Annotated in this window: 14 protein-coding genes; 1 reads left to right on the forward strand and 13 read right to left on the reverse strand. The window is 70.6% G+C overall.

Annotation, left to right across the window (positions count from 1 at the left end; genetic code table 11):
- The 12 genes from rpsB to VGT06_13525 all read right to left on the reverse strand — a co-directional run.
- Positions 1 to 265: 30S ribosomal protein S2 (gene rpsB, locus VGT06_13470; protein HEV8664131.1), on the reverse strand; the 265-nt coding region annotated here is incomplete at its 3' end.
- Between the two features lie 155 nt (positions 266 to 420).
- Entirely contained in the window at positions 421 to 1,638 is a 1,218-nt protein-coding gene (gene argJ, locus VGT06_13475; protein ID HEV8664132.1) for a bifunctional glutamate N-acetyltransferase/amino-acid acetyltransferase ArgJ, read from the reverse strand.
- A 6-nt stretch (positions 1,639 to 1,644) separates the two neighbouring features.
- Complete coding sequence (gene argC, locus VGT06_13480) at positions 1,645 to 2,688, reverse strand: N-acetyl-gamma-glutamyl-phosphate reductase (protein HEV8664133.1); 1,044 nt, start codon at positions 2,686 to 2,688, stop codon at positions 1,645 to 1,647.
- Positions 2,689 to 2,779: 91 nt separating this feature from the next.
- The gene (rpsI, locus tag VGT06_13485; protein HEV8664134.1) at positions 2,780 to 3,175 is read right to left on the reverse strand and encodes a 30S ribosomal protein S9; all 396 of its coding nucleotides are present in this window, start codon (positions 3,173 to 3,175) and stop codon (positions 2,780 to 2,782) included.
- A gap of 11 nt (positions 3,176 to 3,186) precedes the next feature.
- A complete protein-coding gene (gene rplM, locus VGT06_13490; protein ID HEV8664135.1) occupies positions 3,187 to 3,618 on the reverse strand; it encodes a 50S ribosomal protein L13 in 432 nt (143 codons plus the stop codon).
- A gap of 65 nt (positions 3,619 to 3,683) precedes the next feature.
- Positions 3,684 to 4,067: a response regulator gene (locus tag VGT06_13495; protein ID HEV8664136.1), complete on the reverse strand. Its 384-nt coding sequence runs from the start codon at positions 4,065 to 4,067 to the stop codon at positions 3,684 to 3,686.
- A gap of 28 nt (positions 4,068 to 4,095) precedes the next feature.
- Positions 4,096 to 4,860: a type III pantothenate kinase gene (locus VGT06_13500; protein ID HEV8664137.1), complete on the reverse strand. Its 765-nt coding sequence runs from the start codon at positions 4,858 to 4,860 to the stop codon at positions 4,096 to 4,098.
- Positions 4,860 to 5,678, reverse strand: coding sequence for a biotin--[acetyl-CoA-carboxylase] ligase (locus VGT06_13505; GenBank protein ID HEV8664138.1), 819 nt, complete (start codon positions 5,676 to 5,678; stop codon positions 4,860 to 4,862). The genes VGT06_13500 and VGT06_13505 overlap by 1 nt, the downstream gene beginning before the upstream one ends.
- 4 nt (positions 5,679 to 5,682) lie before the next feature.
- Positions 5,683 to 8,505, reverse strand: coding sequence for a valine--tRNA ligase (locus tag VGT06_13510; protein HEV8664139.1), 2,823 nt, complete (start codon positions 8,503 to 8,505; stop codon positions 5,683 to 5,685).
- A 67-nt stretch (positions 8,506 to 8,572) separates the two neighbouring features.
- Positions 8,573 to 9,784: a response regulator gene (locus VGT06_13515; protein HEV8664140.1), complete on the reverse strand. Its 1,212-nt coding sequence runs from the start codon at positions 9,782 to 9,784 to the stop codon at positions 8,573 to 8,575.
- A gap of 47 nt (positions 9,785 to 9,831) precedes the next feature.
- Complete coding sequence (locus tag VGT06_13520; GenBank protein HEV8664141.1) at positions 9,832 to 10,317, reverse strand: chemotaxis protein CheW; 486 nt, start codon at positions 10,315 to 10,317, stop codon at positions 9,832 to 9,834.
- A 13-nt stretch (positions 10,318 to 10,330) separates the two neighbouring features.
- A complete protein-coding gene (locus VGT06_13525) occupies positions 10,331 to 10,813 on the reverse strand; it encodes a chemotaxis protein CheW (protein HEV8664142.1) in 483 nt (160 codons plus the stop codon).
- 166 nt (positions 10,814 to 10,979) lie between these two features.
- On the opposite strand from VGT06_13525, the gene VGT06_13530 reads away from it, so the two are divergent.
- The gene (locus VGT06_13530) at positions 10,980 to 11,891 is read left to right on the forward strand and encodes a branched-chain amino acid transaminase (GenBank protein HEV8664143.1); all 912 of its coding nucleotides are present in this window, start codon (positions 10,980 to 10,982) and stop codon (positions 11,889 to 11,891) included.
- 89 nt (positions 11,892 to 11,980) lie between these two features.
- Here the strand turns inward: VGT06_13530 and VGT06_13535 are convergent.
- On the reverse strand, positions 11,981 to 12,209 hold a 229-nt coding region (locus tag VGT06_13535), incomplete at its 5' end, for a hypothetical protein (protein ID HEV8664144.1).

Here is a 12,209-nt window from a genome sequence, read left to right on the forward strand (position 1 = left end):
TCCCGCAGCGGTTGGCCTCCTCGAACACCGTCTCCTGCGCCTGCTTCTTCGTGCCGATGAACAGCAGCGTCCCGCCTCCGGCGGCCAGGTCGCGCACGAAGGCGTACGCCTCGCGGACCTTCTTGAGGGTCTTCTGCAGATCGATGATGTAGATGCCGTTGCGCTCCCCGAAGAGGTACTTCTTCATCTTCGGGTTCCACCGCTTGGTCTGGTGGCCGAAGTGGACCCCGGCCTCCAGGAGCTCCTTCATGGTGATTGCCGCCACAGCAGACCCTCCGCGTTCGGGTTGCGCCGCCGCCCCCTTCCTTCCCGCCGCCCGCCCCGAAGGGCACCCGCAGCGGATCCGGGGGCGTGTGAGATGGACGTGCTGCCCTTACATACCACACCGGCCGGGACGGAGCAAGGCCGACCGGCCGGCACTCAGCTCCGGTACGCGGCGTTGATCCGGACGTATGCCTCGCTCAGGTCGGTGGTCCAGACGCGGCCTTCCGCTGATCCCAGCCCGAGGTCCACGGTCACCGTGAAGACCTGCTCCCGCATGCGCGCGCTCGCCGTCCGCTCCGCCTCGGCCCCGAGGCCGACACCGCCCCGGACGATCGGGACGTCCCCGACGGTGATGGCCACCCGGGTGGGGTCCACGGCGACGCCCGCGCTCCCGAGCGCCGCCATGATCCGGCCCCAGTTGCTGTCCTGGCCGTGGAAGGCGGTCTTCACCAGCGGGGAGTTGGCGACCCGCAGACCGATCCGGCGCGCCTCTGCCGGGTTCCGGGCGCCCCGGACGAGGATCTCCACGACCTTGGTGGCCCCCTCCCCATCGGCCACGATCATCCGCGCCAGCTCCCCGCACACCTCGGTGAGAGCCCGCCCGAGCGCCGCGAGCGACGCGGTGCCGGGGCCCGCCGCTGGGGCATCCGCCCGGCCGTTGGCGAAGGCCAAAACCATGTCGTTGGTGCTGGTCTCCCCGTCGACCGTGATGCAGTTGAAGCTCCCCGCCACCGCCTCCTGCAAGACCGCCCGGAGCACGGGGGGAGGCACGGAGAGATCGGTGGCGAGGAAGGCGAGCATGGTCGCCATGTCGGGCGCGATCATCCCGGACCCCTTGGCCATCCCCCCGACCCGGAAGGAGCCCTCTGGCAGCCGGACCTCACGGGCCGCCTCCTTCACCCGGGTGTCCGTGGTCAGGATCGCCTCCGCCGCCTCCGGCCCCCCCTCCGGGCGGAGGCGCGCCGCCGCGTCGCGGATCCCGGCCTCCACGTTCCCCATCGGGAGCCGCGCCCCGATGACCCCCGTGGAGGCCACATAGACCTCTTCCACCGGCACGCCGAGGGCAGCGGCTGTGATCTCTCCCATCCGCTCCGCGTCCGCCAGGCCGGCAGCTCCGGTGCAGGCGTTCGCATTGCCGCTGTTGGCCACCAGAGCGGCAAACCGGCCCGCCGCCAGCCGGCGGCGGCAGAGGAGGATCGGGGCGGCCGCCACGAGGTTCGTCGTGCAGGTGGCGGCGACGCTGGCGGGGCGCTCCGAAGCCACGAGGGCCAGGTCGAGCGCCTGCCGCTTGATCCCGCAGTGGACCCCCCCCGCCCGGACCCCACGGGCGACCGTGATCCCCCCTGCCACCGGCGTGATCGCGCGCTCGCTCATACCCCGTCAGGGCCACAGCGCGGGCGACCGCAGGCCCGCCGTCTCCTCGAACCCCAGCATCAGGTTCATGCACTGGACGGCCTGTCCCGAGGCCCCCTTGACCAGGTTGTCGATGGCCGTGAGGAGGATGGCGCGTCCGGTCCGCGCATCCACCGTCGCGGCAATGTCACAGTAGTTGGATCCCCAGACCGCCTTGGTCTCCGGCAACCGACCCTCCGGCAGGATGCGGAGGAAGGGCTCCCCCTTGCAGGCATCCCGGTAGAGGGCGAGCAGGTCGGCCGTGGTGGCCGGGCGCGTCAGGCGCACGGTGCACGTGCTCAGGATCCCCCGGGTCATGGGAGCCAGGTGGGGGATGAAGGTGACCCGGACCTCGCGGCCGGCGACCCGGCTCAGCTCCTGCTCGATCTCGGGCGTGTGCCGGTGCCCCGGGACCCCGTAGGCCTTGAAGTTCTCGTTCACCTCCCCGAAGACGTACCCGACCTCCACCTTGCGCCCGGCCCCCGAGACCCCGGAGGCGGCGTTGATGATGATCTGCTCCGGATCGAGGAGCTCCTCCCGCAGGAGGGGGAGGAGGGCGAGGAGGGCTCCCGTGGGGTAACAGCCGGGGACAGCCGCCAGGCGGGCCGCCTTCAGGGCCTCCCGGTGGACCTCCGGCAGGCCGTAGACCGCCTCCCCGCAGAGGGCCGGGGCCAGGTGCTTCGTCCGGTACCAGGACTCGTACACCTGGGGATCGCGGAAGCGGAAGTCCGCCGACAGGTCCACGACTCGGCGGCCCGCCTCGAGCAGGGGAGCCGCCGCCCCCATCGCCGTCTGGTGAGGCAGGGCGAGGAAGATCAGCTCGGCGGCCGCCGCGACGGCTCCCGGGTCGAGCCGCTGGAGGACCTGGGGCGCATGCCCGGCCAGGCTGGGGAAGACGGCCTCGACCGGCTGCCCTGCCGACTGCTCCGACGTGACCGCGGTCACCGCCACGCCGGGGTGGGCGACGAGCAGACGGACCAGCTCCGCCCCCGTGTAGCCGCTCGCCCCGACGATCGCGACTCGCCGCTGCATCCCCTCAACCCCGGGGGCGCCCCTGGCCCGTCCCGCGAAAAAAAAAGAAGGTCACTCGGGGTGACCCTCCTCGGCGTGCGGCGGCCGGGCCCTAACGCTTGGAGAACTGGAACCGCGCGCGCGCCCCGCGCTGGCCGTACTTCTTCCGCTCCTTGACCCGCGGGTCGCGCGTCAGGAACCCCGCCTTCTTGAGGGTGGCCCGGAAGTCCTCCCCCGCCTGCAGGAGCGCCCGGGAGATCCCGAGTCTCACCGCCCCCGCCTGGCCGCTCATCCCTCCCCCTCGGACCGTGGCCACCACGTCGAACTTCGCCTCCACCCCCGCCACCTTGAAAGGCTGGGCGATCACCATCTGCAGGGTCGGGCGGCCGAAGTACTCCGCCGCCGGCCGGGCGTTGATCTCGACCTTCCCTTCGCCGGGCTTCAGCCACACCCGTGCCACGGAGGACTTCCGCCGGCCCGTCGCGTAATAGGTCGCCACCTGCTCCATGCTGCTTTCCCCTACCCGATGACCAGGGGGGCGGGCTTCTGGGCCTGGTGGGGATGGTCCGCCCCGCCGTACACCTTGAGCTTCCGGATCAGCAGGTCCCCCATCTTGCTCTTGGGGAGCATCCCCCGGACCGCGTGTTCCACGACGCGCGTCGGGTGCGTCTGGAGGAGTTTCCCCGCCGTCACCGCCTTGAGCCCTCCGGGGTACCCCGAGTAGCGGTAGTAGACCTTATCCCGGAGCTTGTTCCCCGTGAGGCGCACCTTGCCCGCGTTGATGACAACGACGAAGTCTCCCACGTCCTGGTGGGGGGTGAAGGCGGGCTTGCGCTTCCCCCGGAGGAGCATGGCCACCTCGCTGGCCAGCCGCCCCAGGACCTTCCCGTTCGCATCCACCAGGTGCCAGGTTCTGGGGATCTCCCCGGGTTTCGCCATGTAAGTCGGCATCAGCGTCGCCCCCGTCAAAAAACCGTCCAACTATAGCGACGAGCCCCGGGGCTGTCAACGGAAAACTACGCGCCCGCGCGGCCGAGGAGGTCCGCCACGAGCTTCAGGAGCGCCTCCCCCTTGATGGCCTTGCTCACGTGGAGGCGCACCCGGAACGTCTCGTCCGCGTGCTCCTGCGGCGGCCCCGTGAAGGCGGAAGAGTAGACGATCAGGGTGGGGGCGTGCCGCAGGCCGGCGTCCCGGGACTCCAGGATGAAGCGGGTCCCACCCATCTTGGGCATCACCTTGTCCAGGATGACCAGGGCCGGGGCTTCCCGCTTCAGCAGTGCGAGCCCCTCCTCCCCGTCCGCCGCAGTCAGCACCTGGTACCCTGCCTCGGTCAGGAGGTCGCTCAGCATGGTACGGATCAGAGGCTGATCGTCCACCACCAGGATCTTCGCCTTGGCCATGCCGCGCCTCTCCCGGGGCGAGTCCCCGCTAGCGGTTCCGTTCGTACAGGAGGCGGAGACCGGTGAGGGTCAGGAAGGGGTCCACCCGGTCCACCGCCTCCGAGTCGGCCAGGATCAGGTGGGCCAGGCCCCCCGTCCCGACCACCGCCTTCGTCCCGCCCATCTCCTGCTGCATCCGCCGCACGACCCCGTCCACGAGGGCCAGGTAGCCGTAGAAAAGGCCCGCCTGCATGCTCCCGACCGTGTTCTTGCCGATCACGCTTCGGGGCCGGGCGATCTCGATCCGCGGGAGCTTGGCGGCCCGCTCGAAGAGGGCCTCGGCGGAGATCCCGATGCCGGGCGCGATCACCCCTCCCAGGTACTCTCCCCGAGCAGAGACGGCGTCGAAGGTCGTAGCCGTGCCGAAGTCCACCACGATGGCCGGCCCGCCATACTGGGCGAAGGTGGCCACCGCGTTCACGATCCGGTCCGCCCCTACCTCCCGGGGGTTGTCGTAGAGGATGGGCATGCCGGTCTTGGTGCCGGGACCGACCGTGACGGGGGTGAGCTTCAGCAGGCCCCGCAGCGTCTCGTCCAGGGTCCCGTCGAGGGGGGGGACCACGGACGCCATCATCACCCCGTCGATGGCGTCGAGGGGGATCTTCACCCCCTCCAGGAGGTTGCGCAGAGCGATTCCGTACTCGTCCGGGGTCCCCTCCCGGCGGCTCGCGATCCGCCAGTGGTGCAGGAGTGTCTCGCCCTCGAAGAGCCCGAGGCCGATATTGGTGTTTCCCACGTCCAGAACGAGAAGCATCAGGCCTCCGAGAGGATCGTCACCTCTCCTGCCACGAGGCGCCGGACCCGGCCGTCCCCAAGCTGCAGGGCCAACGCTCCGTCCGCCTCCAGGCGGAGGGCGATGCCGGTGAGCTCCGCTTCCCCCTCCCGCGCCCGGACCGGCCGGCCGAGGATGAGGGAGCGGGCCGCCGCCCCCGCGAGAGCCGGGCCCGGGCCCGCCGTCAGGAACTCCTGGTACCGGTGATCCAGGCGCCGCAGAAGGGCCCGGAAAAGGTCGGCCCGCGGGAGGGTCCGGCCCGCCGCCATCGCCACCGAGCCAGCCCGGTCCCCCAGGTCCGGCGGGAAGTCCGCCGGCCCCTGGTTCACGTTCAGGCCCACGCCCAGGACGACCGCGGCCACCTCCTCCCCTCGGCTCACCAGCTCCGTCAGGATCCCGGCCACCTTCCGCCCGGCCAGCATGAGGTCATTAGGCCACTTGATGCCGCCCGGGAGCGGCCCCGCCACCTCCTCCACCCCCTCCGCGACCGCCACGGCGGCCACCTGGGTCAGGACCGGGGCGCGGGCGGGCGAGGTGGGGGGTCGCAGGATCGTGGAGAACCAGAGCCCCAGGCCCAGGGGGGAGGCCCAGCTGCGCCCGAGCCGCCCCCGCCCTGCGGTTTGCCGCTCCGCCAGGACCACGGTTCCCTCGGGCTCTCCAGACGCCGCGAGGACCGCGGCCAGGGCGCTGGTCGAGCTCACCTCCCGGTGGCAGAGGACCCGGCGGCCGACCAGAGCTCCGGGGTCCCGGAGGCGCAAGACCTCCCCGTCCAGCAAGAGCCCGTCGGCGCCCCCGCTCACGCCCCTAACCCCGGGAGGATTCGAGCAGGGTCAGGTGCTCCACGAGCTTGGCCCGGACGTCGGTGAGCTCGCGGGCCACCCCTTCCTCCTTCTCCACCACCTCCACGGGGGCCTTGGCACGGAAGGCCGCGTTCTCTAGCTTCCCCCGGACCCGGACGAGCTCCCGGTCCACCTTCTCCACCTCCTTGCGGAGGCGCGCGATCTCGGCGGCGAAGTCGATGAGGCCGGCCAGCGGCACGTACACGTCCATCCCCCGGACGACCGTGGCGGCCGCCGCCGGGGGCTTGACCTCCCCGGGCCCGACGCGGAACTCCCCGATGCGCCCCAGCGCCCGAACGTACCCCTCGGCCACCCGCAGGGTGCGCTCCTGGTGGTCGTCGCGAGAGCGGCAGATGACCGTGAGCCAGGCGGCAGCCGGGAGGTTGACCTCGGAGCGCAAGTTACGGACCGCCCGGACCAGTTCCATGACCAGCTCCAGGGCGGCTGTCGCCTCGGGATCGCCGAGGGTGCGGTCCGCCACCGGCCAGGGGGTCCGCATGATGGTCGGCCCCTCGTGGGGGAGGCGCTGCCAGATCTCCTCCGTGATGAAGGGCATGATGGGGTGGAGCAGGCGGAGCACCGTCTCGAGAACGTGCGTCAGAATCCCTCGGGCTGTCTCGGCCCCCGGACCGTCCCGCTCCGCCAGGCGGCGCTTGGCCATCTCCAGGTACCAGTCGCAGTACTCGTGCCAGACGAACTGGTAGAGGAGGGAGGCCGCTTCGTTGAAGCGGAAGGCTTCCAGAGCCTCCGAGACCGACGCGACGACCTCCTGGAGCCGGCTGAGGATCCAGCGATCGGCCAGGTCCGCCGGCGCGGGCCGCGCGCCCGGCGCCAGGGACGCACCCCGGCTCAGGTGCGGCGCCAGGAACCGGTACGCGTTCCAGAGCTTGTTGCAGAAGTACCGGTAGCCCTCGATCCGCTCCTCCGAGAGGCGGATGTCCCGCCCTTGCGCCGCCAGCGCCGCCAGCGTGAACCGGAAGGCGTCCGCCCCGTACTTGTCGATGACGACCAGCGGGTCAATGACGTTCCCCCGCGACTTCGACATCTTCTGTCCCTCGGCGTCCCGCACGAGGGCATGGATGTAGACCTGCCGGAAGGGGACCTCCCCCGTGCACTTGAGACCCATCATGATCATCCGGGCCACCCAGAAGAAGAGGATGTCGAAGCCGGTCACCAGGACCGACGTGGGGTAGAAGCCCTGGAGCGCCTTCGTCCGCTCGGGCCAGCCCAGCGTGGAGAAGGGCCAGAGCGCGCTGCTGAACCAGGTGTCCAGCACGTCCGGGTCCCGAACCAGGCGCGTCCCCCCGCACGTCGGACAGCGGGACGGAGACTCCCGAGCCACGATCGGCTTCGCGTCCGGGAGAATCGTGTAGCGCTCCGTGGTGTCTTGTGGCATCGCACCCTTCTCCGCGGCGAATGCTGGGCCGGTGCTTGCCTGCACGACCTGCTCGGGGTTGCAGTCGAGACAGTACCAGGCCGGGATCTGGTGCCCCCACCAGATCTGCCGGGAGATACACCAGTCCCGGATGTTGTGCATCCACTCGTAGTAGTTCCTCTCCCACTGCTCCGGGACGATGCGGATTCGGCCCTCCTCGACGACCCGGATGGCGGGCTCGGCCAGCGGCTTGACGCGGACGAACCACTGGGGGGTTCGGAACGGCTCGATGACCGTCTGGCACCGGTAGCAGCGGCCGACCGCGTGGCGGTACGGCTCCTCCTTCACCAGGAGCCCATCCGCCTTGAGGTCCTCGAGGATCATCCGACGGGCCTCATACCTGTCGGCTCGCACATAGCCTTGCGCGCGAGCGTTCTGAATTGTTCGGCCGGCCTCGTCCACGAGGAAGGCTGCGCTGACCTTCCCCGTCTCCGTGAACGCCTTGATTGGCTCTCCCAGCTCGTGCCGCGTGCCGATCTCCTCGTCGTTCTGGTCGTGCCCTGGGGTCACCTTGAGGGCGCCCGTGCCGAAGTCCTTCGCCACCGCCCGATCGGCGATCACCGGAAGCTTCCGGCCCACCAGCGGGAGCAGGACGGTCCGGCCCACCGCCTTCTGGTAGCGGGGATCCTCCGGGTGGACCGCCACCGCCATGTCGCCCAGCATCGTCTCCGGGCGCGTCGTGGCCACGACCAGGCCCTCGCGGGGAGTGTCGGCGAAGGGGTAGCGGATATACCAGAGGCGCCCCTCCTGCTCCTCGTGGACGACCTCGATGTCGGCGAGCGCCGTCTGGCAGCGCGGGCACCAGTTCACGAGCCGCTCGGCCCGGTACAGGAGACCGTCCTCGAAGAGCCGGACGAAGACCTCGGTCACCGCCCGGGAGCGGGGAGGATCCATCGTGAAGGCCTCTCGCGCCCAGTCGCAGGAGGCGCCGAGGTGCTTCAGTTGCCGAATGATCGTCCCCCCGGACTCCGCCTTCCACTTCCAGACCCGCTCGATGAAGGCCTCCCGGCCGATCTGGGAGCGGCTCAGCCCCTCGTGCACCAGCTGCCGCTCCACCACGTTCTGGGTGGCGATCCCGGCGTGATCCGTTCCGGGCATCCAGAGCGCGTTGTCCCCCGCCAGCCGCCGCCACCGGATCAGGATGTCCTGCAGGGTGTTGTTCAGGGCATGCCCCATGTGGAGGGAGCCGGTGATGTTGGGGGGCGGGATGACGATGCAATACGGCGGGGCGGGCGAGTCCTCGTCGGCGTGGAAGTATCCCGCCGCCTCCCAGGCCCGGTACCACCGCTCCTCCACCGGCCGGGGATCGTACTGGCCGTCCTGGGAGCTCTGGGGCTCGCGATCTGTCGCCATGGGTGCGTCGTGGGTCAAAAAAAGCGGGGAAGAGGGAAGGCCTCCCTCCACCCCGCCACCGGGGGGGCTAGGCCTTCTCGGGCGGGCCTTCGGCCTGGGCCTTGATGCGCTCGATCTCCTGCGTGATGAGGTGCTCCGCCAGGTCGGGGACCACCTCCCAGACGATCCGTTCGATCTTCCCGGCCAGGCGCTCGCTCACCTCCTGGACGATCGCCCGGGCGACGTTGTCCGTGATCTCCCGGGTCACCTGGTCCACGTTCATCAGGGGGGACGGAGCGCTCGGGGCCGGCGGGGCGGCTACGGGCGGCGCCGGACGCGGCGGGACAGGGGCCGTAGGGGCCGGCCCCTCCTCCGGCAGGATCTCGAGGCCCTCCAGCAACGGGATTGTGAGGTCCTCCACCGGCTCCATGGGGGCCGGCTTCACCGGCGCGGGCGGGGGCGGCGCGGGCGCCGGCCGGTCCACGTCCACCAGGAGGGGAGGCTCCATGGGCAGGCCCAGCGACTCTGCCATGTCCTTGATGCTGGAGGCCAGATCGCCCCCCTCATCGAGCGAGAAGACCTGCTCCCCCTCCGGCGCCGCCGGAGCCTTCCCCGGGCCCTCCTCTACCGGCGGGCCCAGGGTGAGGCCGGGACCGCCCTCTTCCGGGAGGACGTACGCGGCGCCGCGCCCGGGCTCCTCGTGCTCCAGCAGCTCCCACAGCTTCTCCTCGGAGACCTCTCCTTCCCCCCCGCCCCCCGTGGGGTGCGCACCGGAGGCGACCGGCGGAGCGGCCGCCGCGACTCCCCTCCCCCGTTCAGAGACGGGCTGGGCGGGGGGCGGTGCCGGCGCAGCCGGTCCGGGCGGCGGTGATCCCAGCGTCGCCGACACGGCAGGGGACGACCTCGCGGGCGGGGGCGAACCGGGCATGGACCGGGCGAAGAGGAGTTGCGTCACCTTGCCAATGAGGACCTGGGACTCAAAGGGTTTGGTGACGAAGTCGTTGGCCCCGACCCTGGCCCCCTCGTTCTTGTCGAAGGCTTCGAAGGTCCCGGTGAGGAGAATGATGGGGGTATCTTTGAGGAGGGGATCCTTCCGGAGGGCCTCGCAGACCTCGTACCCCGATTTGTCTGGCATCACCAGGTCGATGAGCATGAGATCCGGCCGCACCTCTCGCGCCTTCCGAATCGCTTCCTCGCCGCTGCGGGCGGGAACGATCTGGAAGTCCTCCTTGCTGAAGGTGAGCTCCACCACCTTCTGGATCGTCACGCTGTCGTCAGCCACCAGGATCCGGGCTCCCATGCCCTCCTCCTCTGCCGGCGAAACCCCTGGCCCGCGGGGCGGCCGCGCTACTCCCCCATGGTAATGGGCTCGGCCGAGGCCAGCAGACGGCTGGTCGCCAACCAGACCACCGGCCGCCCCCCCAGCTTGGCCACTCCCCGGATATACTCGGCCCGGATACCGAACACCTGCGGGGGGGCAGCCATCAGCTCGTCCGCCTTCACCCCGATCACCTGGCTCGCCGCGTCCACCCCGATTCCCAGGGACACCCCCTCCCACGTCACATGAAGCAGGACCCCCCGCGCCTCCGGGTCCGGCTCCGGGAGCCCCAGGCGGCGCCGGAGGCTGAGGACCGGGAGGAGGCGCCCCTTATGTTGCACGATCCCTTCGACGAAGTTCGGCGGGCGGGGAGTGGGGGCCGGCACCCGGTAGGGGAAAATCTCCCGCACCTCGTGGATGTCGAACCCGAAGAGGCGCTTGCCGACGGTGACCGCGAGGAGCTGAAGGGTTTCCGGCTCCGGCGTGGCCTTGGTCCGGGAGCCCGTCCTCAGCATCGGCCGCCGCTCATCACGCGTCCCCCGCCGCGGTCTTGAGGAGGGGCCCCAGGCTTTCCGCGTCCAGGAGGAAGACCGGCCGCTCCTCCTGCCACGCCACGGCCCGGACGGTCCCCGGCACGAGGCGGCTGGCCAGGGCCGGCAGCGCCCGGAAGGATGCCTCGGGAATGTCCGCCACCTCGAGGGTCCGCTCCACCAGGAAGCCCAACTTCCTCCCCTCCGCCTCCACCACCAGGACCCGGCGACCGGCCCCGGGGCCTTCGAAGAGCGCGCCGAGGTCCACCGTCGGGAGAGTTCCCCCCTGGACGGGAAGGCTCCCCAGAAGGGGACGCGGTCCGTCCTCTGCAGGAGGGATGCCAGGGTCATCCGTAACTTCCTGGAGGATGCGCACATCCAGGCCGCAGCGGAACCCCCCCGCCTCGAAGAGGAGGAACCGGCGGGTCGGTCCCGCCTTCGGTGCCTCGACCCGGCGCACAGCCTTGCTCGGAAACGGCACGTCCTCTCCTCCCCGACCTCCGCCTGAAGCCCCTAAGTATCGAAAAGATAGCATAAAGTACCGTGGCTCCCCCGGCATGTCAAGCGCCTTCCCTGGAACATTGACAGGTCGGGGACGAGTGGGTACCCTTGAAAGGCCGTCTGCGGAGAGCCTCGAAGGAGATCCCATGGGGACCGTCTACTTTCGCGACCGCTTCATGCCCCTCGAAGAGGCCTCGATCAGCATCCGGACGAATGCGCTCCACTACGGAACCGCCGTGTTCGAGGGGATCCGCGCCTACTGGGAGCCGGAAGGGGCGCAGCTTTACGTCTTCCGGCTGGCCGAGCACTATGACCGGATGCTCCGGAACTGCCGGGTCCTCCACCTGGCGGTCGGGAAGGACGTCAAGGAGCTCTCGCGGCTGACTCTGGAGCTCCTCCGACGGAACGCGCATCGGGAGGATACGTACATCCGGCCGATCGCCTTCGTCAGCAGCGAGGAAATCGGCCCCCGCCTGCACGGCTACACGACCGGCTTCGGCGTCTTCACGCTCCCCCTGGGCGAGTACCTGGATACCAGCCAGGGGCTCCGGGTGGGGTTCAGCACCTGGCGACGGATCAGCGACAACGCGATCCCGGCCCGGTGCAAGGTAGCGGGAGGGTACGTGAATTCCGCCCTCGCCCGGACCGAGGCGGCGACGCACGGCTATGACGAGGCCCTCTTCCTGACCGAGGACGGGGTGCTGTGCGAGGGGTCGGCCGAGAACATCTTCCTGGTGCGGGGGGGCCGTGTCATCACCCCGGACCTCTCCGCCAACATCCTGGAGGGGATCACGCGGGACACGGTCCTGACGTTAGCGCGGGACGGGCTCGGCCTGCAGGTGGAAGAGCGGCGGGTCGGGCGCACCGAAGTGTACCTGGCGGACGAGCTCTTCCTCTGCGGGACCGGGGCGCAGGTGGCCCCCGTGGTGGAGGTGGATCGCCGCCCCGTGGGGGAGGGAGCCATCGGGCCGGTGACGGCGAAACTCCAGCGCCTCTACTTTGACGTCGTGCGGGGCAAGGTGCCCACCTATCGGCACTGGCTGACCCCGGTCTATTAGGGACCCGGAGACAAAGCGGGCGGCGGGGAGGTTTCTCCCCGCCGCCTCTTTTTTGCCCTGGGATCGGGGGTGAAGCCCGGGGGCTCTCCCTACTTGTGGGCGCTGGCGGGAACACCCGCCGGGGCCGCCTTGGCCTCCACGATGGAGCCCCGCTTGCTGAACGCCACCGAGAAGGCCAGGAGGGCCAGGCTCCCCAGGACTGCCGTCCACCGGAGGCCGGCCGACGGCTGGAGCGCCAGGGGGGCGATCAGGATCCCCACCAGGTTCATCACCTTGATCATCGGGTTGATGGCCGGGCCGGCCGTGTCCTTGAAGGGA

Source organism: Candidatus Methylomirabilis sp. (genome assembly GCA_036000645.1).
Classification (GTDB): domain Bacteria; phylum Methylomirabilota; class Methylomirabilia; order Methylomirabilales; family JACPAU01; genus JACPAU01.